The organism is Cupriavidus sp. 05N39, assembly GCF_056397325.1.
Genome location: NZ_JBFTNE010000004.1, coordinates 52,500 through 76,018, shown reverse-complemented (window position 1 = coordinate 76,018; position 23,519 = coordinate 52,500). Strand labels below are relative to the sequence as shown.

19 protein-coding genes and 1 tRNA gene are annotated in these 23,519 nt (G+C 68.0%); 8 read left to right on the top strand and 12 right to left on the bottom strand.

Annotated features, from left to right (window positions below):
* Positions 1-65: 65 nt before the first annotated feature.
* The 3 genes from AC1DN0_RS03085 to AC1DN0_RS03075 all read right to left on the bottom strand — a co-directional run bounded on the left by AC1DN0_RS03085 (position 66) and on the right by AC1DN0_RS03075 (position 3,590).
* Positions 66-512 (bottom strand): hypothetical protein, encoded by a 447-nt coding sequence (locus tag AC1DN0_RS03085; protein ID WP_441625505.1) that lies wholly within the window; start codon positions 510-512, stop codon positions 66-68.
* Positions 513-618: 106 nt separating this feature from the next.
* On the bottom strand, positions 619-2,100 hold the full coding sequence (locus AC1DN0_RS03080) for a hypothetical protein (protein WP_441625507.1): 1,482 nt from the start codon (positions 2,098-2,100) through the stop codon (positions 619-621).
* Complete coding sequence (locus tag AC1DN0_RS03075) at positions 2,097-3,590, bottom strand: hypothetical protein (RefSeq protein WP_477102534.1); 1,494 nt, start codon at positions 3,588-3,590, stop codon at positions 2,097-2,099. The genes AC1DN0_RS03080 and AC1DN0_RS03075 overlap by 4 nt, the downstream gene beginning before the upstream one ends.
* A gap of 549 nt (positions 3,591-4,139) precedes the next feature.
* On the opposite strand from AC1DN0_RS03075, the gene AC1DN0_RS03070 reads away from it, so the two are divergent.
* Positions 4,140-5,306 (top strand): ABC transporter substrate-binding protein, encoded by a 1,167-nt coding sequence (locus AC1DN0_RS03070; protein ID WP_441625511.1) that lies wholly within the window; start codon positions 4,140-4,142, stop codon positions 5,304-5,306.
* Between the two features lie 12 nt (positions 5,307-5,318).
* Complete coding sequence (locus tag AC1DN0_RS03065) at positions 5,319-6,212, top strand: NAD(P)-dependent oxidoreductase (protein ID WP_477102533.1); 894 nt, start codon at positions 5,319-5,321, stop codon at positions 6,210-6,212.
* 19 nt (positions 6,213-6,231) lie between these two features.
* On the opposite strand, the gene AC1DN0_RS03060 is transcribed toward AC1DN0_RS03065, so the two are convergent.
* Complete coding sequence (locus AC1DN0_RS03060; protein WP_441635340.1) at positions 6,232-7,164, bottom strand: alpha/beta hydrolase; 933 nt, start codon at positions 7,162-7,164, stop codon at positions 6,232-6,234.
* A gap of 349 nt (positions 7,165-7,513) precedes the next feature.
* On the opposite strand from AC1DN0_RS03060, the gene AC1DN0_RS03055 reads away from it, so the two are divergent.
* Positions 7,514-7,598 (top strand) — tRNA-Leu (locus tag AC1DN0_RS03055).
* Positions 7,599-7,739: 141 nt separating this feature from the next.
* Here AC1DN0_RS03055 and AC1DN0_RS03050 read toward each other — a convergent pair.
* Positions 7,740-8,081: a cupin domain-containing protein gene (locus tag AC1DN0_RS03050; RefSeq protein WP_035867302.1), complete on the bottom strand. Its 342-nt coding sequence runs from the start codon at positions 8,079-8,081 to the stop codon at positions 7,740-7,742.
* A 323-nt stretch (positions 8,082-8,404) separates the two neighbouring features.
* Between AC1DN0_RS03050 and AC1DN0_RS03045 the strand changes: the two genes are divergently transcribed.
* Positions 8,405-8,920 carry a hypothetical protein gene (locus tag AC1DN0_RS03045; RefSeq protein ID WP_441635342.1) on the top strand — a complete coding sequence of 172 codons (516 nt, stop codon included), beginning with the start codon at positions 8,405-8,407 and terminating at the stop codon, positions 8,918-8,920.
* 10 nt (positions 8,921-8,930) lie between these two features.
* Here AC1DN0_RS03045 and AC1DN0_RS03040 read toward each other — a convergent pair whose 3' ends face one another.
* A complete protein-coding gene (locus tag AC1DN0_RS03040; protein WP_441635344.1) occupies positions 8,931-9,800 on the bottom strand; it encodes a LysR substrate-binding domain-containing protein in 870 nt (289 codons plus the stop codon).
* 125 nt (positions 9,801-9,925) lie between these two features.
* On the bottom strand, positions 9,926-10,180 hold the full coding sequence (locus tag AC1DN0_RS03035) for a hypothetical protein (protein WP_441635346.1): 255 nt from the start codon (positions 10,178-10,180) through the stop codon (positions 9,926-9,928).
* A gap of 381 nt (positions 10,181-10,561) precedes the next feature.
* On the opposite strand from AC1DN0_RS03035, the gene aspT (AC1DN0_RS03030) reads away from it, so the two are divergent.
* The 4 genes from aspT (AC1DN0_RS03030) (at position 10,562) to cls (ending at position 17,464) form a co-directional block, all read left to right on the top strand.
* The gene (aspT, locus tag AC1DN0_RS03030; protein WP_477145526.1) at positions 10,562-12,274 is read left to right on the top strand and encodes an aspartate-alanine antiporter; all 1,713 of its coding nucleotides are present in this window, start codon (positions 10,562-10,564) and stop codon (positions 12,272-12,274) included.
* 97 nt (positions 12,275-12,371) lie between these two features.
* Complete coding sequence (gene aspT / locus AC1DN0_RS03025; RefSeq protein ID WP_441635350.1) at positions 12,372-14,057, top strand: aspartate-alanine antiporter; 1,686 nt, start codon at positions 12,372-12,374, stop codon at positions 14,055-14,057.
* 115 nt (positions 14,058-14,172) lie between these two features.
* Positions 14,173-15,798 carry a bifunctional aspartate transaminase/aspartate 4-decarboxylase gene (locus AC1DN0_RS03020; protein ID WP_477102532.1) on the top strand — a complete coding sequence of 542 codons (1,626 nt, stop codon included), beginning with the start codon at positions 14,173-14,175 and terminating at the stop codon, positions 15,796-15,798.
* A gap of 157 nt (positions 15,799-15,955) precedes the next feature.
* The gene (gene cls / locus AC1DN0_RS03015) at positions 15,956-17,464 is read left to right on the top strand and encodes a cardiolipin synthase (RefSeq protein ID WP_477145525.1); all 1,509 of its coding nucleotides are present in this window, start codon (positions 15,956-15,958) and stop codon (positions 17,462-17,464) included.
* A gap of 74 nt (positions 17,465-17,538) precedes the next feature.
* On the opposite strand, the gene hutG is transcribed toward cls, so the two are convergent.
* The 5 genes from hutG to hutU all read right to left on the bottom strand — a co-directional run bounded on the left by hutG (position 17,539) and on the right by hutU (position 23,460).
* Positions 17,539-18,351 (bottom strand): N-formylglutamate deformylase, encoded by an 813-nt coding sequence (hutG, locus tag AC1DN0_RS03010; RefSeq protein ID WP_441635356.1) that lies wholly within the window; start codon positions 18,349-18,351, stop codon positions 17,539-17,541.
* Positions 18,352-18,447: 96 nt separating this feature from the next.
* Positions 18,448-19,848, bottom strand: coding sequence for a formimidoylglutamate deiminase (locus AC1DN0_RS03005; RefSeq protein WP_441635358.1), 1,401 nt, complete (start codon positions 19,846-19,848; stop codon positions 18,448-18,450).
* Complete coding sequence (gene hutI / locus AC1DN0_RS03000; protein WP_441635360.1) at positions 19,845-21,119, bottom strand: imidazolonepropionase; 1,275 nt, start codon at positions 21,117-21,119, stop codon at positions 19,845-19,847. The genes AC1DN0_RS03005 and hutI overlap by 4 nt, the downstream gene beginning before the upstream one ends.
* A complete protein-coding gene (locus AC1DN0_RS02995) occupies positions 21,119-21,742 on the bottom strand; it encodes a HutD/Ves family protein (RefSeq protein ID WP_441635362.1) in 624 nt (207 codons plus the stop codon). The genes hutI and AC1DN0_RS02995 overlap by 1 nt, the downstream gene beginning before the upstream one ends.
* Complete coding sequence (hutU, locus tag AC1DN0_RS02990) at positions 21,739-23,460, bottom strand: urocanate hydratase (protein WP_477102531.1); 1,722 nt, start codon at positions 23,458-23,460, stop codon at positions 21,739-21,741. The genes AC1DN0_RS02995 and hutU overlap by 4 nt, the downstream gene beginning before the upstream one ends.
* Between the last annotated feature and the right edge of the window lie 59 nt (positions 23,461-23,519).

Below are 23,519 nucleotides of genomic sequence, written 5' to 3'. Positions count from 1 at the left end.
TCTCTCCCCTTCCTGCGCTCTTGGCTTACTCTTGCTTGCGGTCTTGATGCGGCCTTGATGCGGCCTTACTTGCGGCCCGAGACCAGCATCAGCACCAGCGCCACCAGGCCCACCAGCGCCACCGGGCCCATGATCAGCGGCGTCAGGAACTTGGCGGCATTGACGGCAGACAGCACCACGCCCGTCGCCAGGCTGGAGAGGAAGACGAACAGCCACCAGGCTGACGCATTGGCCTTGTTGGGCGGCACGCGCTTGCCCACCAGCGTATTGGCATAGGCGTTGCGGGCGAAGAAGAAGCCGATGAACAGCAACAGCAGGATGCCGCCGCCGATCAGCAGGTCGCGCGAGCCCGTGTCGGCGGTGGCGCCCAGCTCGTTGAGCGAAGCCGGCTGCGAGACTTCCGTGCTCGTGTTCACCATGGCTGGAGCCCCTGCGGCCGGAGCCTGGGCGTTGCCACCTTCGACCGGCGCGGGCAATGCGAAACCGGAATTGTTCTGCTGAGTCTGTGCCATCCCCTCGTTCTCCCTGTTCAATATCAATGCGAGTTCAAAGCGAACTCAAATTCGGATTCAGTGCGGTAACAAATGCGGTATCGGGGGCGATATCAGGCCGGGGCCGTCAGCGCCCGCTGAAGCGCAGCGAATGGCCCTCGGCCGCGTTGCGCACCTGCGGCTTGCCCAGCCCGCGGCGAACCTCGCCGATGGGCTGGCCCGCGTCGTCCTTGAGGACGAGGCGGGCGAACGGCTTGAGCACCACGTGGCGCGGCACCCCGTCCACCAGCAGTTCGTAGCGCTTGCTGCGGCCCGACACCAGCCCGAGCGCACCCGCGCCCAGCACCAGCGCGAGCAGCCCGCCGATCGCCACCAGCAAGGGCAGCAGCGGATACTGGATGCGCACCAGCAGCGGCACGCGCGCCACCGAGGCGCGCACGCTCTCCGGTGGCGTGAAGACTTCGGAAATGGGATCGCCCGGGAACAGCTCGCGCATTTCGCCGGCAAAGCCGTCCGACAGCGCCAGCTGCTGGCCCGCGAGCCCGATCTCGACGGTCATCGGCAGCAGCACCTGCTTGCCCATGGCCGACATGGCCTGCGCCGACCACGGCGAGGGCACCTGCGCCATCGGCAGCGCGAACTGCGCCTGCACCGGCTGGCTGGCACCGGGCTGCAGGTCCTTGACCGCCGCCGGCTCCACCTGCACCGGCACGCTCTGGCCACCGGCGCCCAGCGTGGCATTCACGCCAGCCGAGCGGATCACGTAGGGATAGAACAGGTTCTGCAGCGAGGCCTGCAAGGCCACCGTGGGCACGAGACTGGCCGCGTCCACGTCGAGCACGATGGTGCGCTGGTCGGTACCGAGGCTGGCGCGCACATTGGGCGTGTTCCTGACCAGTTCCGGCACGATCCGCACGGCATCCTGGTCGATCGGCTTGAGCCGCGCCGGCGCGCGCGTCAGCACCTTGGACAGCCGCCCTTCGGCCATGATGCGGCCGAGCGCGTCGGCCGCCGGCTGGCCGTAGGCCAGCGCATACACCATCAGGCCCTTGGCCGCGTACTGCTTGCCCTGGACCGGCATCTTGAGCGGGAATGCCAGGGTCCGGGTGATCGACGGCTCGAGGTGGAGCAGGCGGTAGAAATCGCGGTTGCGCTCCGCAGTCTGCGCGTCGTTGTTAGGGCTGTTCTTGTTATTGGTGAAGATCCAGATGATGCCCGGCGCCGCCTTGAACGGACCGGTGATGGTCTTGGTGACCGCCTCCTGGAAATCGGTGTCGGCCAGCGCCTCGCCCGCGCCCTTGCGGGCCACCGCCAGCGGCGCCAGGCGCCGCGCCACATCGGCAGCGCCTGTGCCCTGGGAAAGCAGGGCCGGCGAGGCATTGCCGGCGGTGCTCTGGCTGAACGCCAGCAGATACACCTTGTCCTCGGCACTGGCCGCGGCGCCCGCGACGGCAGCCACCAGCGGCTTCAGCCGGGAAGCGGGATCGGCATAGAAAGGCTCCATCCAGCCGGAGTTCTGCACCAGGAAGGCCTGTTGCACGCCCGCGGCGCGCGCCGGCACGGCACAGCACAAGATCGCCGCGGCGACCCCAACGACAAATCGCTTCATGCTTGTAGCTTCCAGCCGTCGATGCGAGTGATCAAGGGGTGGTAGGCCCATAGCAGGCCATCATGGACGAACAGGCGCAGACGCCACGGCTCGCTTACGGAGAACGAGTGGAAGGCGATTTCCGTCGATCCGTCGTCCATCACCAGCTTCGCGGGCGTGCGATCGACCGATTGCAGCACCTCGTCCAGGCTTTTCGCCGTCGCGAGCTTGATCCCGACCACCACGCCGTCTTGCGATTCGAGCAGCGGCATCACCACCTCGTCGGTGGCGCCATCGTCGCCATGCTCCGGCTCGACCCAGGGATCGGTCTTGAAGCGGGCTGCGAAACGGTAGTTCACGCTGCCCGAGCACAGGCGCGGCGCTTGCACCGGATGCCGGGCGGGCTGATCGATGCCGAGCTCCAGGTAGCAATATGTGCCTGCGGCATCGTCAAAGCACAGCTGCGACAGATGCCCCACCGGCGAAAGGCTGGCGCAGCCGAAGCGGAAATCCGGCCGGAGATTGTCCGGCCAAGGCCTGAAGCTGGCTTCGCAATCGCCATTGGAAAGCATGCGCAGCAGCAACTGGCCACGCTCGGCGGGCCAGATGGCGATGCGGCCGCTGACCAGCGGCGCATGGAGCGCCCCGGTATCCAGGCCGGCCAGGGAAAGCGCCACCACGGGCCCCGGCGCGCCCTGCGCGTCGGCGCTGGCAAAGCGCACCGAGCCGGCGCCGGCGTCGAGCGGCACCCAGATCCGTTCTGCGAAATGGATGGGGGCGCCAAGCGCCTTGCCCGCGCCGATGTAGTCGACCCCGAAACGCAGTCCCGGCACATCCACGCGCACGCAGGCCAGCCCGGAATCGGTACCGAAGAAGATGCGGCTGGCGCTGCCATCCAGCGCCACTTCGGCTCGCCAGTCCTCGCGCGGGATGCCGGACACCTCCAGCATGCCGCGGCCCTCGTAGTCGACGGGTTCCCAGCGGCCGCTGGCAGGCAGCCGCGCATAGAGCAGCCCCTTGGCAGGATCCAGCGCAAGCAGTACCGGCGCCCGGGTGCCAGCCGGCAGCGAGAAAAACTCGTAGCTGCCTTCCGGCGGCATGCTCAGGCTGTCATCCGGGTCCGTATCGGCGCGCCGGAGGAACGGCTCGCTCAGCCGCAACGGCCGCGCTGCCTGCCTCAGTCCACGGGACGGGCGCGCGCTGCGTTGCAGGATGTCGGCGGCGCCGTGCGGCGGGATCCAGCTTGCGGCCGGCGCCGCCGCGGGCCGCAGCAGGGCATGTCCGGTCTGTGGATCGAACTTGAATTCAGGCGGATAGAGACCTGGTGCCGCCGCGCTTGAACGCCCGCATTGCATCAGCACGCGCAAGTCGTCCTTCGATACGGCTTCCGGCACGGCATGTCTCTGCGTGGTCCGGTCGAGCACGAAGCCACCCCCCTCTTCCGCTGCCATCCAGTCCCCAGAATTCAACTGCCATGCCTTGGAATGCCTGCCCCTATCTTCTGCATTCATTTATCGTTGCCTTCTTTGCTGTCCTTCCCCGCCAGCACGCACCGGGGCGATCAGCCCTTCCGGTAGCGCGGACCCGCGGCGCTGCGCGTGCAGCCCCTCCCCATGCCTGGCCTCGGACACCCGACGGCCGGGGAATGCTCCCGGCGCGATTGCCCGGCGGCCCGCTTGCACCGGCTTTCTATCTGTATAGGTTCTGTGCGATGCTTCCCGCCGTGCGCAAGGTGGGTCTGTGCGATTGGAATGGCGGGTCAGCGCGGCACCTCGCCCGGGTTCCTGTACCCCCACCTTCCCAGCAATAACGGCACGGCAATGGGAATGTTTAGTGCTATTTGCCTCAAAAGAAGCAACTGCGCATTGTCCGGATTTAGGAAGGTTCCTAGCACCCCCCATTCGAAGGGCTTTCCCCTCATTGGCGGGGATTGGCGTTCCGCCCGCATTGACCGGAAACCCGGCGCGGGCGGCCGGGGCGCCCCTCCCGCATGGGGCCGATAAATCGTTAAGATAGCCTTCGCCGCATTACCCAAAAAATAGAACACGAGGAGATCATCCATGCCCCACCCGCGCATCCGCGCCACCCTGCTGGCTTCCGCCCTGCTCCTGGCCGCCCTGCCCGCGCGCGCCGACATCCGCGTGGGCATCGACGTCTCCACCACCGGGCCCGCCGCCTCCATCGGCATCCCCTCCAAGAACGCTGTGCTGATGTGGCCGCCCACCCTGGGCGGCCAGCGCGCGCAATACGTGATCCTGGACGATGGCTCCGACCCCGCCGCCGCGGTGCGCAATGTGCGCAAGCTGATTTCCGAGGAGAAGGTGGACGTGGTGGTCGGCCCCAACATCACGCCGACGGCCATCGCCGCGCTCGATGCGGTGGCTGAGGGCGAGACGCCGATGGTGGCGCTGGCCGCGTCGGCCGCCATCATCGAGCCGCAGACGGACCCGAAGCGGCGCTGGGCGTTCAAGATGCCGCAGAACGATTCGCACATGGCCACGGTGCTCACCGAGTACATGAGCAACCATGGTGTGAAGACGGTGGGCTTCATCGGCTTCAACGATGCTTACGGCGAGAGCTGGTGGCGGGAGTTCTCCAGGCTGGCGGAGCTGCGCAAGATCAAGGTGGTGGCCAACGAGCGCTTCTCGCGCAACGATACTTCGGTAACCGGGCAGGTGCTGAAGCTGATGGCGGCCAACCCGGATGCGATCCTGGTGGCCGGCGCGGGCACGCCTTCGGTACTGCCGCAGAAGACGCTGGCCGAGCGGGGGTATAAAGGGAAGGTGTACCAGACCCACGGCATCGCCACCTGGGACTTCCTGCGGGTAGGCGGCAAGGATGTGGACGGCACGCTGTTCCCGACCGGGCCGGTGGTAGTGGCCCGGCAACTGCCGGACGGCCATCCGGTGAAAAAAGTGGCACTGGATTTCGCGACGCGCTATGAGGCGAAGTACGGCGTGGACAGCATCACGCAGTTTGCCGGGGATGCCTGGGGCGCGTGGATGCTGCTGGACGACGCCGCGCGCCGTGCCGGCAAGAGCGGCGCGCAGCCGGGCACGCGGGAGTTCCGCCACGCCATGCGCGATGCGCTGGAGACCACCACCAACCTGACCATTCCCAATGGCGTGATGAACCTGAGCGTGAAAGACCATCAGGGCTTCGACCAGCGCTCGCGCGTGATGGGCGTGATCCGCGACGGCAAGTTTGCCTACGCGGCCGAGAAATAAGGATGTCTTGACATGAGCAATACGACAGCAACCCCCTCCCAACCCTTGACGATCGGCTTTATCGGGCTGGGCGCCATGGGCACGCCGATGGTGCGCCACCTGCTTGCCGCCGGCCACGGCGTGCGCGCCTGCGTGCGCCGGCCCGAGGCGGCCGACGCGGCCCGCGCGCTGGGCGCGGTGCCCTGCGCCACGCCCGCCGAAGCGGCGCGCGGCGCGGCGGTGGTGTTCACCAATGTCACCTCGTCCGAGGATGTGCGCTCGGTGCTGCTGGGCGAGCACGGCGTGATCGAGGGCGCTGCGCCGGGCACCATCTGCATCGACCATAGCACCATCTCGCCCATCGTCACGCGGGAGATCGCCGCGCGGCTGGCCGAGCGCGGCATCGAGGCGCTGGACTGCCCGGTCTCCGGCGGCACCGTGGGCGCCGAAGCGGCCAGCCTGACCATCATGGCGGGCGGCAAGGCCGAGATGCTGGACCGCGTGCGGCCACTGCTCGCGCTGCTGGGCAAGACCATTACGCATATCGGCGACCACGGCGCCGGCCAGGTTGCCAAGCTGTGCAACCAGATCGCGCAGGTGGTCAATATCGAAGGCATTGCCGAAGCCATGCGGTTCGCACAGGCCCAGCAGGTGGACAGCGGCCGCGTGCTGCAGGCCATGGCCACCGGCATGGCGGGCAGCCGCATGCTGGACATGATGGGGCCGAAGATGGTCGCGCACGACTTTGCCCCGGGCATCGAGGCACGGCTGCACGACAAGGATTTCGGGCTGGCCGCGGAGATCGCCCGCCAGCTCGGGCTGGAACTGCCCGCCATGCAGGCCACCTCGCGCCAGCTCGGCACGCTGATGGACAAGGGCTGGGGGAAGGACGACACCTCGTCGCTACTGCGGGTGCTGGAGGGGTGAGCTGCCGCGCCGCCGGGCGCTAAGCCACGTCCATCATCCTCAGGACCGCACGCAGCAGCGGGCTGTCCGTTTCGGCGAAATCGTCCATCACGTTGAAGTGGTGCCTCCCCGGCATCGGCACATGCGCCGCGCCTGGCGCCGCCGCGTTGGCGGCCCAGCCAGCGCGCAGCAGATCCGTCTGCCGCTGGTATTCCTCGGGCTCCAGCCCGCCCACCGCCGTCACCAGCGGTGCGTCCGTGGCGGGCGGCAGGAAGGCCGGCGAGAGCCGGGCCACATCGCTCTCCGACAGTTTCAGGTCGACCTGCAGGAAAGCGGCGCGCCGAAGCGGCTCCAGATCGTGCAGGCCGCTGACCGACACCACGCCCTTGACCAGATTCGCCGGCAGGTCGCTGCCCACGCGCGGCCACAGGGTGGTGAGCATCATCGCCGCCATATGGCCGCCGACGGAATGCCCGGCCACGAAGATGCGCGACCCGTCATGCCCAAGCCGGTCCGCCGCGCGGTACAGCCATGCCACGCTGCGTACCGCCTGCAGCAGGATGGTCTCCACCGTCACCGCCGGACACAACGAGTAATTGACCACCGCCACCGACACGCCGCACCGTGGCAACGCGCTGGCCACCAGGCTGTGGTCGCGCTTGTCCAGCGCGCGCCAGTAGCCGCCGTGCAGGAATACCAGCAGCGGCGGCGCCTGCCCGGCAACGGCGCCGGGGTCGGCGGGGAAGTAATCGAGCCGCTCGTCCTCGCGGTACGGGCCAGGCTCGCCATCGGCATAGCTCAGGTCTTCCAGCCAGCCGCCCCGCTCGCGCACCTGGCGCGACAGCGCCGCCCAGCGTGCCATATGGATAGCGTTGTCGGGCACCCTGGCCCGGTTGTTGTACTGGACGTCGAAGAAGGCGGGGTCCTGCGACGGCAGCTGCGCAAGACTGGCGAAGGACGGCAGGTCTGACATGGTGCTCCGGGCTTGGATTAGAGACGCGGGCGGCCTTGGCGGCCCGCAGGGGCGATGGCTGCAATCATGCTAGCCGAGTTCGCCAGCTGCCTGGAATCGACAAGATCCCGGATATCGCCTTGCCGCCGATGGTCGTAAAACGTCACCCGCGTGCCGGCCAGGGCCACCGGCAAGGTCCGCCCGCCGACGCCCGAATACCATGACCGGAGCCGCGCCATGCGGACCAGGCAAGGTCGCCAGGGATTCCCTGGCCCGGCCTAGTTGTGACCGCGCTGGATTTGCGGCATAATTCCCGGCTCAGCACCATGCTGGCACGCCGGTTCCCGGCAAATCGGCCAGCATCCACTCAGCCCGGGTGGTGAAACAGGTAGACGCAGGGGACTCAAAATCCCCCGCCGCAAGGCGTGTCGGTTCGAGTCCGACCCCGGGCACCACTGAATTTCCCAAGAAAATGCACCCGCTCCAATAGGGAGCCGTCGCCCTGTTGCGACTGCGTATGGTGCGGCCGCCTGACCGGCTGGCCCGATCCGGGCCGGCCTTTTCAGTACCAGCCCGTCCTCCGGCCGCCAAGGCGACTACGCCCCGGCCCGATCCAGCAGCACGATGGTCACCAGCACGGAGGCGTTGCTGATCGCCGTCACATCATGCTTCACGCCGGAAGCCAGATAGACGAGATCGCCCTGGCGCAGCAGCCGGTGGCCACCGTCCACGCCGACATCCACTTCGCCTTCCAGGCATTGCATGGTGACCGGCCCGGCTACCGCATGGGCCGGCATCCGTTTGCCGGCGGCCAGCACCAGGCGCATGACTTCCAGGCGGCTCTCCTTGAAGAGTGCCGTGGTGGGCGTCTGCTCAAGGCGCGCGCCCAGGGGCAGCACGCTGGCGATCTGGCCGGAGGATAGATGAGGGATGGACATCGGTGGCTCCTGGTTGTCTGCGGCGCGGCGCCTGCGTCCGCCGGACACCTCCGGTAGTGACTCCCGCCCCATTGGTGTCCCGGCCCATTCGTTCTTCAGCCGTTCGCGTCGCGCTCTGCACTGATGGTAGTACGCGCATGGGCTTTGTCCCAATGACAACGCGTGCTCCCGAGCCGGCGGAAAATTGCCGATTCGCCTGCCTGTCGCTACACGGTTTGGCAGGTCCCTCGACTATGCTGTGATTGGGCACCATGCCCGAACGCGCCGCCCGGCAGAGGCAGATTACCCTGGGAGCGCCGGCGCGAGAATGCGGGAGAACTGTCATGCAACAGCGCCTGGCCGGTTTGATTTGCGCGGCCGCCATCATGGCTTGCGCCTGTGCCACCTTGCAGCCCGAGCAGACCGGGAGCAAGTTGGTCGGAAGCCCGGAGAGCAGCGTGCGCGATGCCTTTGGCGCACCTGCCGAGGTCTACCGCCTGGCTGACGGCACCACGCGCTGGATCTATTCCCGGCAGCCGCTTGGCTTCTTTGTCTACACGGCAGATTTCGATGCCAGTGGCAAACTCAGCAGCTTCCGTCAGATGCTGACGGAAAAAGAGATCTACCAGGCGCAGATCGGCGTCTGGACCAAGCGCGACATTGAAGAGCACTTCGGCAAGCCTCGGGTCCCGATTCAGTATTACCCGCTGATGAAGCGGGAAGCCTGGTCCTATCGTATGTACAAGGACGCCAACCTGCCGGCCCACTTCAGTTGCTACTTCGACGACAACGGCGTGTTGCAGCAGACCATGATCATCGCCGATCCGCTGGGCGGCGGGAGTCATGGCAGAGGCAAGTGAGCGCGCTGCCTTACGGCTGCGCCACCAGTTCCTTGATCCACGCATGCACCACCCGGACGTCCGGCGAGGTCTCGAACCGCTCGGATGCCATCAAGTAGTACGAATGCGCCGATGACAAGCTAACCGGCGACAGCCGCACCAGTTGCCCGGACTTGAGCAGGTGCAGCAGCAGCGAGCGACGCCCGTAGGCAATGCCTTGCCCGCGCATGGCGGCGTCCAGCATCAGACCGGTATCGGTAAAGGTAGTCACGCGAGGGCTGCGCGGCATGGGCAGCCCGGCCTCGCGGAACCACGGCTCCCAGGCATGGCGGCTGTGCGACAGGAGCATGGCTTCGCCGAACAGCCTGGGCAGCGCACGCTGCCTGAGCGTGGCGAGGTAGGACGGCGCCGCCACCGGAAACCACTCGTCATGGCCCAGGTCGAGATGCGGCTCAACCGGCCTGGCCCGGGCAAAGCGCAGTGCGATGTCGGCCTCGCCATGACGGGGCACGATCATCTGGCTGGTGGGGTCCAGCGCGATGGCGATCCGGGGATGGCTGCGCTGGAATTCCGCCAGCGCGGGCACCACGCGAAAGCGGGCGAATGAAGGCAGCACGCTGACGCGCACCGTGCGCGGATCGGCCGCCGGGCCGAAGGCTTCGCCCAGCGTGGAGAGTGCTTGCCGGACCGGCCCGAGCAGGCGTTCAGCCTCGGGCGTGGGCGTCACGATGCGCGTGGTGCGCGCGAACAGGGCCACGCCGCAGCGTTGTTCGAGCTCGCGGATGCGATGGCTCACCGTGCTGTGGGCCACGCTGAGTTCTTCGGCAGCCCGGTGAAAGCTCCGCAGGCGCGCCACGGCATCGAAGGCGAGCAGCAGCGGGATCGGCGGGATGTGCTTCATGACGGGTTGCGCGGGCAATCCGCCGGCTCAGCGCGTGCGGACATAGCCTTGGTTTTGGTGATCTCGGGTGCGAAGCCGGTCGTGGCGGCGGGACGGGCGCAAACGAGCCGGCTCGCGATGCGCGATCATAGCGCACGCGCAGTGCGCAACACCCAGCCAAACAAGCCGGCGAAAGCCAGCGGGCCCCACACGGACAGCACTTCTCCCAGGCCAGGGAACAGCATGCGCTGCGGCAGTGCGGCATCGCCCGCCTGCGCCCAGTCGGCAGCCAGCAGGGCCAGGCACCCCCCCTGCACCAGCAAGTTGCGGCCTGCGCGCTCCGTGCCCAGGGCGGCGGCGGCGGCCAGCGGCGTCAGGCCGAAAGTCAGTACGGACAGCATAGGCATCTCCCGGCGCGGTGGCGCGCCGCATCGTGGATGGAATGCCGCCACTGTAGGGCCGGATCGCTCGCGATTTGATGAAAGTTGCGGCGCGATTATGCGGCTGCGTCGACCAATCCCCCCAATTGCTGGCCCTCGCCTCCCACGGCTCCGCACCGCGTACCACATGGCTCGAGGCCGCCCCAGCGCATGTTGACGCCGCTGCTTAAATCACAAACAAAAGCTTTCAGCACGCGCCCCAAGTTGTGGCAGTGATAATGGCCCACGCCAAATCTGCGCGGCGCCCGCCGGGAAGGATCGCGGCCAGAAGCTCTTGCCGCGGCCCCGCTGCGCGGGCGCCCCGTGGGCCCAGTGATTTCTCTGCAGAGCCGCTGCCGCGCCATGGAAACCATCGTCCACCTGCTTGCAACGCAACCCGAGATCGCCTTGTTCCTGGCGCTGGCCGTGGGACATGCGGTGGGTTCGATCAAGATCGGGCCGTTCCAGCTCGGCGGCATCTGCGGCACGCTGATTGCCGCGCTGGTGATCGGGCAAACCGGGGCGCGCATCGACACCGACGTGCGCAACGTCTTCTTCGCCTTGTTCATCTTCGCCCTGGGCTTCACCGGCGGCCCGCAGTTCTTTGCCAACGTCACCCGCAGCTGGCGCATTGGCCTGCTGTCGCTGGTGGAAGTGGCCGTGGTGCTGGCGCTGATGGCGCTGGCGGTGGTGGTGCTGAACCTGGACCAGGGCACCGCGGCGGGCCTGCTGGCCGGCGCGGCGACGGAATCTGCGGTGATCGGCACGGCCTCCGAGGCCATCGGCAGGCTGGGCCTGTCCCCCGAACGGATACGCGAGCTGCAGACCAATATCGTCACCGCCTACAGCGTGACCTACCTGTTCGGGCTGATCACCATCGTGCTGTTCACCAGCCAGCTGGCACCGTGGCTGTTGCGCATCAACCTGCGCGAGTCGGCAGCGGCGCTCTGGCAAAGGCTCGGCGGCGAGTCCGACATGGGCGCGCGCCAGTACAGCGCGCTGCCGCGCCTGGTGGGCCGCGTGCTGGAAGTGCGCGCGGCGGCCGGGCAGACCGTGCTGGCGGCGGAGAAGGCAGTGGCGCTGGGCGTGACGATCCGGCGCATCCGGCGCGACGCTCATACCTTCAAGCCAACGCCCGATGAGGTGCTGCGGGCCGGTGACGTGGTGCTGGCGTATGGCCGCCGCGACGCCATGGTGCCGTTCGCGCGGGCGGTGGGCATCGAGCTGCCCGAGGCGCCGGAAGCGGCCGGGGAAGCCGGCATGGACACGGTGGTGCAGACCGAGCAGGACGTGCTGCTCACGCGGCGCGAGATCAGTGGCGTCACGCTGGCCTCGTTGCGCGGCATGGCGGATGTCGGCATGGGCCGCGGCGTGTACATCGACGCCATCAGCCGCGTCGGGCGCCCGATCCCGCCGTTGCCCAATACCGTGCTGGAGCGTGGCGACGTGCTGAGCCTGAGCGGCCCCTCCGAGGCCGTGGACCGGGTAGTGCCGGAACTGGGCTACCGCGTCGTGCCCACCATCAAGACCGATTTTGTGTTTCTCGGCGTCGGCGTGCTGCTGGGCATGTTGCTGGGCAGCCTGAGGCTGCAGCTTGGCGGCGCGGAGTTGACGCTGGGCACCSGCGGCGGTTGCCTGGTAGCGGGCCTGGCATTCGGCTGGCTGCGTGCGCGCGTGCCGCTGATGGGCTCGCTGCCCTCGTCGGCGGCGGAGATCCTGAAGGATTTCGGGCTGGCCACCTTTATCGCGGCGGTGGGCCTGTCCGCCGGACCGGACGCCATCAAGCTGGTGAAGACCTATGGCCTGGCGCTGCCCGTTGCGGGCGTGCTGATCTCGATCGTGCCGGCGTCGCTGTCGCTGCTGATCGGCCACTGGTGGCTGAAGATCGAAGCCCCGATCCTGCTCGGCGCGGTGGCCGGACAGCAATGCAGTACGCCCGCCATCATGGCGCTGACCAATGCAGCCGGCAACAGCACGCCGGTGGTTGGCTACACCATCACTTACGCCATTTCCAACGTGCTGCTGCCATTGATGGGACCCATCGCGGTCGCCGTGGCCGGCGCACTGGCGCATTGATTGCGCACCGGCCCGTGACCGCCATCGGCGCCCGGGCAGCACGCTCGTTTGAGCGCATCGCCTGATCCATTTATCCATCACGCAGCAGGAGTAAAGCATGGAGTGGTTGCACAGCATCTTCCAGAAGTCCCCTGAGGCGGCGTTGTTCCTGTCGCTGGCGGTCGGCTACGCGATCGGCAAGATCACCTTCGGGCGTTTCCAGCTCGGCGGCGTGGCCGGCTCGCTGCTGGCCGCGGTGGTCATCAGCCAGGTCGGCGTGGAGATCGACAACGGCGTCAAGGCGGTGATGTTCGCGGTGTTTATCTATGCCGTGGGCTACGAGAGCGGGCCGCAGTTCTTCAACTCACTCAACCGCAGCTCGCTGCGCGAGATCGCGATGGCGATCTTCATGGCGGTGGTGGGGCTGGCCACGGTGGTGATCCTCGCCAAGCTGTTCCATATCGACAAGGGGCTGGCCGCCGGCCTGGCCGCCGGCGGCATGACGCAGTCGGCCATCATCGGTACGGCGGGCGACGCCATCACCAAGCTGGGGCTGCCGCCCGACCAGGTGAAGCTGCTGCAGTCCAACGTGGCGATCGGCTATGCCGTGACCTATGTGTTCGGCTCGCTGGGCGCCATCATCGTGTGCGTGAACATCCTGCCGCGCTTCATGAAGACGGACCTCAAGACCGACGCCAAGAAGGTCGAGCTGGCCATGCACGGCGGCACGCCGCAGTTTGGCCCGGGCCAGCGTGGCGCGCTGCCGCGCCTGGTGGGCCGCGTGTTTCGCGTAACCGGCGCCGCCGGCAAGACCGTGGCGGCGATCGAGACCAAGGGCGCGGACCTCGTCACGGTCGAGAAGGTGATGCGCGGCGGCAAGCCGGTCGAGGTCAGGCAGGACCTGGTGCTGCAGGCCGACGACCTGGTCCTGATGGTGGGCCGGCGCGACGCGATGGTGCCCACCGCGCAGATGATCGGCGAGGAAGTGGCCGACGCCGAAGGCATGGGCGTGGTGATGCAGACGCGCCGCGCGGTGTTCACGCACAAGGACATGAACAACAAGTCCATCGCCGAGATCGTCGGCATGGTGGAGCGCGACCAGCGGCACGGCGTGTATATCGAGCATATCGAGCGCTACGACCATCCGCTGCCGATCCTGCCCGACCTGAAGCTCCAGCACGGCGACATCCTCACCTTCTACGGCACGCCCGACGACACCGCCCGCGCGGTCAAGACCGCCGGCTATGAACTGGTGCCGAGCGAGAAGACGGACTTCGTCTACTTCGGCGCCGGCGTGCTGGTGGGCCTCTTGATCGGCCTGCTGGTATGGCGCGTGGGCTCGATCCCGCTGACCCTGGGTTCCGGCGGTGGCGCGCTGTTGTCCGGCCTGGTATTCGGCTGGGCGCGGTCCAAGCATCCGATGTATGGCGCCATGCCGACGGCGGCCTGCCAGTTGCTCAAGGACTTCGGGCTGGCGGCCTTCGTGGCCATCGTYGGCATCAACTCCGGGCTGCAGGCGGTGACCACGCTCAAGCAAAGCGGGCTGACCATCTTCCTGCTGGGCGCCGTGGTGACGCTGCTGCCGCTGTTCCTCACCATGCTGTTCGGGCGCTACGTGCTCAAGTACGACAACGCGGCGCTGCTGGCCGGCGCGCTGTCGGGCTCGCGCAGCGCCAACCCGGCCTTCGGCGGCATCCTGGACAAGGCGGAAAGCCCGGTGCCGACGGTGCCCTTCGCCATCACCTACGCCCTGGCCAATGTGCTGCTGACCTTGCTCGGTCCCCTGGTGGTCGGCCTGGTCTAGCGCGGCTCGCCTTGACGCTGGCGGCCACCCCCTCGCGCAAACGCGCATTTGTATTCCCGGACCCGGCCCGGCCGGACCGGGTCTCCTCCAACAAGCCTTACCCCTGGAGCATGTCATGACCAAACCTGACCTTTCCAAGCTGGCGAACCTGTCGCCCTTCGAGCTCAAGGACGAGCTGATCAAGCTCGCCAGCAGCGACGCGGATCGCATGATGCTCAATGCCGGGCGCGGCAACCCGAACTTCCTGGCGACCGTGCCGCGCCATGCCTTCTGGCAGCTCGGCCTGTTCGCCATGCGCGAATCCGAGCGCTCGTTCTCCTACATGCCCGAGGGCGTCGGCGGCTTTCCGCGCCGTGCGGGGATCGAAGAGCGTTTCAACCTGTTCGCGCGCGAGCAGTCCGAGACCTCCGGCGTGAAGTTCCTCGCCGGCGCCGTGTCCTATGTGCGCGACCAGCTCGGGCTGGATGCGGGCGACTTCCTGTACGAGATGTGCGAAGGCATCCTCGCCTGCAATTACCCGGTGCCGGACCGCATGCTCAAGCTGTCCGAGAAGATCGTTGCGCAATACATCCGCAAGGAGATGATCGGCAGCCATCCTTTCACGGGCAAGTTTGACCTGTTCGCGGTCGAGGGCGGCACGGCCGCGATGACCTACCTGTTCAACACCATCCGCGAGAACCACCTGCTCAAGGCCGGCGACACGATCGCGCTTGGCATGCCGATCTTCACGCCGTATATCGAGATCCCGGAGCTCAACGACTACCAGTTGCTGGAACTGTCCATCGACGCCGACCCGCAGAACCGCTGGCAGTATTCGAACAAGGAGCTCGACAAGCTGCGCGACCCCAAGGTCAAGGCGTTCTTCCTGGTGAACCCGAGCAAYCCGCCGTCGGTGCGCATGAGCGACGAGAGCCTGGAGTACCTGGCCTCGATCGTCGAGGAGCGGCCGGACCTGATCATCCTGACCGACGATGTGTACGGCACCTTTGCCGACAATTTCGTCTCGCTGTTCGCGATGTGCCCGAAGAACACGATCCTGGTGTACTCGTTCTCGAAGTACTTCGGCGCGACCGGCTGGCGGCTCGGTGTCATCGCCACGCACCAGGACAATATCTTCGACGCGCAGATCGCCGGGCTGCCGAAGCCGCAGCGCGACCAGCTGCACAAGCGCTACAACTCCATCACCACCGAGCCGGACAAGCTCAAGTTCATCGATCGCCTGGTCGCCGACAGCCGCACCGTGGCGCTGAACCACACCGCCGGCCTGTCCACGCCGCAGCAGGTGCAGATGGTGCTGTTCTCGCTGTTCTCGCTGATGGACACGCACGACGAGTACAAGGCGGCGATGAAGCGCCTGATCCGCAGCCGCAAGGCCGCGCTGTACCGAGAGATCGGCATTGCGCCGGACAACGACGATCCCAACGCCGTGGACTACTACACGCTGCTCGATATCGAGCAGCTCGGCGGCAAGGCCATCGGGCCGGAGTTCGTCAAATGGGTGCTCAACTCCGCCGAGCCGGCGGAGCTGCTGTTCCGGCTGGCCGAGGAGGCGGGCGTGGTGCTGCTGCCGGGACGCGGCTTCGGCACGCGCCATCCGTCCGGCCGCGTATCGCTGGCCAACCTCAATGAATCGGACTACGTGAAGATCGGCCGCTCGATCCGCAAGCTGTTCGAGGAATATGTGGAGCGGTACAACGAGGCCACCGGCAGCACGGCGCGCAAGGACGTGACGAAGAAGTAAGCCACCGCCGGCACGTTGCCGCGGGCCGGTGCCGGCGTTGTCCGGCATCGGCCCGCGGCGTCTTGAACACGGACCGGCATGCCGCCGGCGTCGAAGCGCCGCGTGGCTCTGGTATCGTGGGCGGTCCGCAATCCACCGTCCGCCGCCACCGAGCCGCATGCCTGCTTCCTTGCCCGCCACCTTCCTCCCCGCTGCCTGGTTCGACTGGCTGCCGGGCGCCATGCCGGCCGACCTGTCGTGGTGGTGGCCGTCGGTCTTCATGCTGGCCGAATGGGCGATCCGCCTGGCCATGCTGGTCTATGTGCCGCAACGCCGCGCCCCGGCGGCGGCACGCACCTGGCTGCTGCTGATTTTCTTCCTGCCGTGGCTGGGATTGTTGCTCTACGCGCTGTTCGGCCGCATCTACTATCCCAAGTCCCGCCGCATCAAACTGGYGCGCATCAACCTGGGCATCGCGAGCGTGCGGGACCGGGTGGCGCGCTTCGCCCCCCTGCAGCCGCTGCCTGCCACGGTTGCCGCCGGTGCGGCCGGCCTGATCGAGCGGCTCGGCTCCCACTCGCCGATGCGAGGCAATGCCGTGGCGCTGCTCGATGACTACGATGCCACGGTAGCCGCGATGATCGCCGATATCGACGGCGCCCGGCACCATGTCCACCTGCTGGTTTACATCTACGCCGCCGACGCCACCGGACGCGCCTTTACCGACGCCCTGCTGCGGGCGAACGCGCGGGGCGTGCGCTGCAGTTTGCTGGTGGACGCGCTGGGAGCGCGCGCCGGTTGGCGCGCGTTTGCGGACACGCTGCGCGAGGCAGGCGTGGAGGTGGTGCAGGCCCTGCCGATGCGCTCGCTGATGGCCGTGCTCAAGGGCAAGAGCGCACGCTTCGACCTCCGCAATCACCGCAAGATCCTGGTGGTGGACGGCAGCATCGGCTACATCGGCTCACAGAACGTGATCGACGCCGAGTCGATGCCCGGCCTGCCCAATGAAGAACTGGTGGCACGCGTGACGGGGCCGGTGGTCTCGGAGCTGCAAGCGGTATTCCTGGCCGACCGCTACCTGGAAACAGGCGACAGCAACTTTGGCATCGACAGCTTCCCGCCCATGGAAGAGCAAGGCCCGCACGTCGCGCAGATGCTGCCCAGCGGCCCCGGCTACGGTACGCAGAACGCGCAGATGGCGCTGATCAGCATGATCCACCACGCGCGCAGCGAGGTGGTCATCACCACGCCCTACTTCGTGCCCGACGAAGCCTTCCTGCAGGCGCTGCAACTGGCCTGCTACCGCGGCGTTGACGTGCACCTGGTGTTGTCGCAGCGCATCGACCAGCGCTTCACGCAGGCCGCGCAGGAAGCCTACTTTGGCGTACTGCTGGACGCGGGCGTGCAGATCCACTTGTACCGGCCGGCCTTCCTGCATGCCAAGCATGTGACCATCGACGACGAGGTGGCGATGGTGGGATCGACCAATATGGATATCCGCTCCTTCGCGCTCAACGCGGAGGCCGCGCTGGTGATCTACGACCGCGAGGTGGTGGCGCGCATGCGGGAGATCCAGCGGCGCTACCTGGCCAGCAGCGAGCCGGTGGTGCGCGCCGTGTGGCAGCAGCGGCCGCTGCATACGCGCACCTGGCAGAACCTTTGCCGGCTGGCGGATTCGTTGTTGTAGGGACGCGGATGTGAAAACGCGACCCGTGGCGCTGTTGGCGCCGCGGGTCGCGTCAGGCACTCCGAGCGGCTGGCTTAGCGTGCTTCCACGTAGCCCAGTACGGTTTCCAGCATCGTCTTCAGCGCGGGCTGGATGCGCGTGGCCCGTGCCTCGTCGTAGGCGAAGGGATAGGTCTCGCTCATGTAGGCCGACTGCGTCAGCTCAAGCTGCACGGCCTGCACGCCCTGTGCCGGCGCGCCGTACTGGCGCGTGATGTAGCCGCCCTTGAAACGCCCGTTGAGCACCGAGGTATAGCCCGGCAAGGCGCTGGCGATGTCCAGCAGCTGGTTGGCCAGCTCGGCGTCGCAGCTCGCGCCGTTGGCCGTGCCAAGGTTGAAATCGGTCAGCTTGCCTTCGAAGAAGCGCGGCAGCACCGAGCGGATCGAATGCGCGTCCCACAGCGCCGCGGTGCCGTGCGCGGCGCGCAGGCGGGCCAGTTCTCCGGCCAGCGCGTCGTGGTACGGGCGCCAGATGGCGTCGCGGCGGGCGGCGATCTCGTCGTCGGCGGGCAAGCTGCCGTCGGCGTAGACCGGCGTCTTGTCGAAGGTATCGACCGGGCACAGGCCGGTGGTGTCCTGGCCGGGATACAGGTTGGCGTTATCGGGCGGGCGGTTCAGGTCCACCACGTAGCGCGAGTGCGTGGCCACCAGGATGGAGGCGCCGAGTTCGCGCGCGAAATCGTAGAGGCGTTCCAGGTGCCAGTCGGTATCGGGCACGGTGCGCGCCTCGGCGGTCAGCCGGTCGGACACGGAGGCCGGCAGGTGGGTGCCTACGTGCGGCATCGACACCAGCAGCGGGCGCGTGCCGCGATGCAGGGTGAAAGCGGGGGTATCGGTCGAGAAAGACATGTTTTTGGTTTGCAACGTGAAGGTGCAGGTGCAGTTGCGCATCGGCGCGGCCTGAAGCTTGTATCGTCAAGCATCAGGCCGCGTCCAACGCCGGGGTCAGTCGGTCAGCAGGCTTGCGCGCGCCGCGGCGAAGCCCTTGCCGGCCTGGGCCTGCAAGGCGTGCGCGCCATGCAGCACGCGCGTCCGGCCCGCCGTGCGGACTTCCGCTAGTGTCTCATGTCCGTGGTTGGTGAACACATGCACCGCCAGCGCCTGGCTGCCGGACAAGCCGGCCAGCGCCGGATGCGCGCCGTCGAGCACCACGAAATCCGCCTGCTGTCCGGGCGCCAGCGCGCCGACGGGCCGGCCCGAGGCGCGCGCACCGCCGGCGGCGGCGTCAAGGTAGAGACGATCGGCCACCTGCTTGTGCGCGTCCGACGCCAGCACATTGCGTTTTTGCAGCGCGAGGCGCTGGCCGTACTCGAACAGCCGCAGTTCCTCCGCCACGCTCACGCTGGCATGGCTGTCCGAGCCGATGCCCCAGACGCCGCCCTGCCCCAGGTAGGGCGCGGCATCGAAGACGCCGTCGCCAAGGTTGGCCTCGGTGGTGGGACAAATGCCTGCCACCGCGCCGCTGTGCGCAAGGCGCCGCCGTTCGTCCCAGTCCAGGTGAGTGGCGTGCACCAGGCACCAGCGCGCATCCACCTCGGCATGGTCGAGCAGCCACGCCACCGGGCGCGTGCCCGTGAGCGTGATGCACTCGTCCACTTCGCGCTGCTGCTCGGCGATATGGATATGCACGGGCGCCTGCGCATCCAGCGCGTGCAGGCCTGCCACGGCATTGGCAAGGCTTTGCGGCGGCACCGCCCGCAGCGAATGCGGTGCCAGCCCTAGCCGCGCCTGGCCGTGGCATTGCGGGGCCAGGCGTCCGAGCAAGGCGAGCATGGCGTCGGTTTCGTGCAGGAAACGGCGCTGCTCGGCGAGCGCGGGCTTGTCGCCGAAGCCGGCGGTCTGGTACAGCACCGGCAGCAGCGTGATGCCGATGCCGGCGTTTTGCGCGGCGCGCAGCAGGCGCAGCGACATCTCGGCGGGATCGGCGTAGGGCTTGCCGTCCGGATCGTGATGCACGTAGTGGAATTCGCACACGCTGGTGTAGCCGGCGCGCAGCATCTCGATATAGAGCTGCGTGGCGATGGCTTCGAGCGTATCGGGCGAGAGCCGCAGCGCGAAGCGGTACATCAGCTTGCGCCAGCTCCAGAAGGAGTCGCTCTCCTGGCCGTCGGCCAGCGTCTCGCTGCGGTATTCGGTCAGGCCGGCAAAGCCGCGCTGGAAGGCGTGCGAATGCAGGTTGGGCATGCCCGGCAGCAAGGGGCCCGCGGCGCGCGGCACATCCGCCGCCGGCACCGCGCCGGCCTGCACCGTGGTGAAGGCGCCGGCATCGTCCCAGGCCAGCAGGACATCGCTGGCCCAGCCCGTGGGCAGCAAGGCCTGCGCGGCAAACAGGCTGCCGGCGCTCATGGCCGGGCTCCTTGCGCCGGCGCGACAGCGGGATAGATCTTGCCCTGCCGCACCACGGCGGCAGCCGGGTTGCGGCCGAACCAGTAAGCCAGCTCCGCCGGCGAGTCGACTTGCCACAGGACGAAATCGGCCGCGCGTCCGGCAGCCAGCAAGCCGTGGCGGTCCGCCGCGCCCAGCGCGCGCGCGGCGTGCGTGGTGACGCCCTCCAGGACTTCGGGCACGGTCAGCCTGAACAGGGTGCACGCCATATTCATCATCAGCAGCAGCGAAGTGACGGGCGAGGTACCGGGATTGTGATCGGTGGAAATGGCCATCGGCACGCCATGCCGGCGCAGCAGTCCGATCGGCGGCAGCGTGGTGTCACGCAGGAAATAATAGGCGCCCGGCAGCAGGACCGCCACCGTGCCGGACTCGGCCATCGCCATCACGCCGGCTTCGTCGAGATGCTCCAGGTGATCGGCCGACAGCGCATGGTGGCGCGCTGCCAGCGCACTGCCCCCCAGGTTGCTGAGCTGCTCGGCGTGCAGCTTGACGCGCAGGCCAAGGCGCTCGGCCGCCTGGAAGACGCGCTCGGTCTGCGCCAGGCTGAAGCCGACGGATTCGCAGAAGGCATCGACGGCATCGACCAGGCCTTCCTCGGCCAGCGCCGGCATCATGGTGTCGCACACCAGCGCGATGTAGTCGTCGGCGCGGCCCGCGTACTCCGGCGGCAACGCGTGCGCGCCGAGGAACGTGGTGTGCACCGTTACGCCGAAGGCTTCGCCGAGGCGGCGCGCCACGCGCAACTGCTTGCGCTCGCTGGCGAGGTCAAGGCCATAGCCGGACTTGATCTCCAGCGTGGTCACGCCCTCGGCCAGCAGCGGCGCGAGGCGCGCGGCGGCTAGCGCGAACAGGGTATCCTCGTCGGCGGCGCGCGTGGCGCGCACGGTGGACACGATGCCGCCGCCGGCGCGGGCGATTTCTTCGTAGCCGGCGCCAGCCAGGCGCATGGCGAACTCATCGGCGCGCTGGCCGCCGTACACCAGGTGGGTGTGGCAGTCGACCAGGCCCGGCGTGATCCACGCATTACCCGCATCGAAGCGCGGCAGCGCGGCGTAGTCCCGCGGCAGTTCGGCCAGCGGGCCCAGCCAGGCAATGCGGCCCTGTTGCACGACCAGTGCCGCGTCGCGGATCGCCCTGGCGGGATCGCCGTCGGGCAGCAGGTGGCAGCGATGCCAGACGCCGTCGGCGGACGAGGAGGAAGCGGCGGCCTGCGCCGGGGTCAGGTTCATTACGGGTTCTCCATTTCCAGGGTGACGCACAGGCAGAGCGCCGGCTCGGACATCGCCTGCAGGCGATACGGCGCCGCCACGCCTTCGGCGAACAACATGCCGTCGTCGCTGGCCAGCACGGCCTGCCCGCCTTGGCCGGCGATGCCGTGGCGCCATGCACCCTCAATGACAAACAGCAGCACAACATGCGCGCCGGGGGGAATCGTGAATTCGCGGCGCGCCGCTACGATGCTCGCGCGGCAGGCGCCGCGCCGCGTCATCACATTGAAGTCGCGCGTGGCGCCATCCAGCAGTGTCGCCTGCACGCCGCGCTCGCCGGCAAAGGCGAACGGCTCGCCCACGGTATCCAGGCGATGGTCGAAACTGCCATCGTCCGCCAGCAAGCGAACGCCCGCGCCATCGAGCAGCGCGATCTGGCGGTCGATGCCGGGGAAGGCGGAAAACGGGCCATCGGCGGCGATATCGGCCACGCTCACGCGCCACTGAAAGGCGTCCATGCCGGCGCCCGGCGGCCACGCCGCGATCTCGCGCGTGACGCCGCCGCCGTTTTTCCAGGGCTGCGCAGGCAGGGCGCCGAGCGAGAAATACTCCAGGCCGCGCGGGCCTTCCATTGCGCCGCTCATGCCCCTGTCGCCTTTGGCACCATCGGCAGGTTCAGGCCCTTCTCGTGCGCGCATTCGATAGCGCTTTCGTAGCCGGCATCGGCATGGCGCATCACGCCGGTGGCGGGGTCGTTCCAGAGCACGCGCTCGATACGTTTCGCCGCGGCGTCGGTGCCATCGCAGACGATCACTACGCCGGAATGCTGCGAGAAGCCCATGCCCACGCCGCCGCCATGATGCAGGCTGACCCAGGTGGCGCCGCCCGCCGTGTTGAGCAGCGCGTTGAGCAGCGGCCAGTCGGACACCGCATCGGAGCCGTCGCGCATGGCTTCGGTCTCGCGGTTGGGGCTGGCGACCGAGCCGCAATCCAGGTGGTCGCGGCCGATCACCACGGGCGCCTTCAGCTCGCCGTTCTTCACCATCTCGTTGAAGGCCAGGCCGGCGCGGTGGCGCTCGTCCAGCCCCACCCAGCAGATGCGCGCGGGCAGGCCCTGGAAGGCGATGCGGTCGCGCGCCATGTCGAGCCAGCGGTGCAGGTGATGGTCTTCGGGGAACAGCTCCTTCATCTTGGCATCGGTCTTGTAGATGTCCTCGGGGTCGCCCGACAGCGCGACCCAGCGGAACGGGCCCTTGCCGCGGCAGAACAGCGGGCGGATATACGCGGGCACAAACCCCGGGAAATCGAAGGCATTGGCCACGCCTTCGTCAAAGGCGACCTGACGGATGTTGTTTCCGTAGTCCAGCGTGGGCACGCCCATCTGCTGGAAGGCCAGCATGGCCTGCACGTGCCCGACGATGGAGGTCCTGGCCGCTGCCTCGACGGACTTCGGATCGGCCGTGCGCGCGGCTTCCCACTGCGCCACGGTCCAGCCCGCCGGCAGGTAGCCGTTGACCAGGTCGTGCGCCGAGGTCTGGTCGGTGACGATGTCCGGGCGCATGCCACCGGCCTGCGCGCGCTTCACCAGTTCCGGCATGATCTCGGCGGCGTTGCCGAGCAGCCCGACCGAGATGGCCTGCTTGTTGCGCGTGGCCTCTTCGATCATGGCCAGAGCTTCGTCGATGGTGGTCGCCTTCTTGTCGACGTAGCGCGTGCGCAGGCGGAAGTCGATGCGTGACTCCTGGCATTCGATCGCCAGCACGCAAGCGCCGGCCAGCACGCCGGCCAGCGTCTGCGCGCCGCCCATGCCGCCCAGGCCGGCGGTGAGGATCCATTTGCCGGAGAGATCGTTGTTGTAGTGCTGGCGGCCGGCTTCGACGAAGGTCTCGAAGGTGCCCTGCACGATGCCTTGCGTGCCGATATAGATCCACGAGCCGGCGGTCATCTGGCCGTACATCATCAGGCCGGCGCGATCCAGCTCGTTGAACTTGTCCCAGGTGGCCCAGTGCGGCACCAGGTTGGAGTTGGCGATCAGCACGCGCGGCGCGTCCGCGTGGGTGCGGAACACGCCCACCGGCTTGCCCGACTGGACCAGCAGCGATTCCTCTTCACCCAGGTTGCGCAGGCTGTCGAGGATGGCGTCGAAGCATTCCCAGTTGCGCGCCGCCTTGCCGATGCCGCCGTACACCACGAGGTCCTGCGGGCGCTCGGCCACGTCGGGATCGAGGTTGTTCTGGATCATGCGGTAGGCGGCTTCGATCAGCCAGTTCTTGCAGTGCAGCTCGGTGCCGCGCGGCGCGCGGATTTCGCGCCGGCCGCGCAGGGGTGCCGCTTTGGTGAATTGGTGTTCGTTGGCGTTCATGTGGGGTTCTCCTGCGTGTTCAGTTCAGCGGTTCGGCCTGCGTATGGGACGTTGCGCGC

What these genes read in the sequence shown, in the direction of transcription:
- AC1DN0_RS03065 (WP_477102533.1), top strand. Translation starts at nt 5,319, where the DNA reads ATGAGCAATACGACAGCAACCCCCTCCCAACCCTTGACGATCGGCTTT.
- AC1DN0_RS03005 (WP_441635358.1), bottom strand. Translation starts at nt 19,848, where the DNA reads ATGAGCGCCGGCAGCCTGTTTGCCGCGCAGGCCTTGCTGCCCACGGGC.
- AC1DN0_RS03050 (WP_035867302.1), bottom strand. Translation starts at nt 8,081, where the DNA reads ATGTCCATCCCTCATCTATCCTCCGGCCAGATCGCCAGCGTGCTGCCC.
- AC1DN0_RS03040 (WP_441635344.1), bottom strand. Translation starts at nt 9,800, where the DNA reads ATGAAGCACATCCCGCCGATCCCGCTGCTGCTCGCCTTCGATGCCGTG.
- AC1DN0_RS03060 (WP_441635340.1), bottom strand. Translation starts at nt 7,164, where the DNA reads ATGTCAGACCTGCCGTCCTTCGCCAGTCTTGCGCAGCTGCCGTCGCAG.
- AC1DN0_RS02995 (WP_441635362.1), bottom strand. Translation starts at nt 21,742, where the DNA reads ATGAGCGGCGCAATGGAAGGCCCGCGCGGCCTGGAGTATTTCTCGCTC.
- AC1DN0_RS03085 (WP_441625505.1), bottom strand. Translation starts at nt 512, where the DNA reads ATGGCACAGACTCAGCAGAACAATTCCGGTTTCGCATTGCCCGCGCCG.
- AC1DN0_RS03080 (WP_441625507.1), bottom strand. Translation starts at nt 2,100, where the DNA reads ATGAAGCGATTTGTCGTTGGGGTCGCCGCGGCGATCTTGTGCTGTGCC.
- hutI (WP_441635360.1), bottom strand. Translation starts at nt 21,119, where the DNA reads ATGAACCTGACCCCGGCGCAGGCCGCCGCTTCCTCCTCGTCCGCCGAC.
- AC1DN0_RS03035 (WP_441635346.1), bottom strand. Translation starts at nt 10,180, where the DNA reads ATGCTGTCCGTACTGACTTTCGGCCTGACGCCGCTGGCCGCCGCCGCC.
- AC1DN0_RS03045 (WP_441635342.1), top strand. Translation starts at nt 8,405, where the DNA reads ATGCAACAGCGCCTGGCCGGTTTGATTTGCGCGGCCGCCATCATGGCT.
- AC1DN0_RS03070 (WP_441625511.1), top strand. Translation starts at nt 4,140, where the DNA reads ATGCCCCACCCGCGCATCCGCGCCACCCTGCTGGCTTCCGCCCTGCTC.
- AC1DN0_RS03075 (WP_477102534.1), bottom strand. Translation starts at nt 3,590, where the DNA reads ATGAATGCAGAAGATAGGGGCAGGCATTCCAAGGCATGGCAGTTGAAT.
- hutG (WP_441635356.1), bottom strand. Translation starts at nt 18,351, where the DNA reads ATGTCTTTCTCGACCGATACCCCCGCTTTCACCCTGCATCGCGGCACG.
- hutU (WP_477102531.1), bottom strand. Translation starts at nt 23,460, where the DNA reads ATGAACGCCAACGAACACCAATTCACCAAAGCGGCACCCCTGCGCGGC.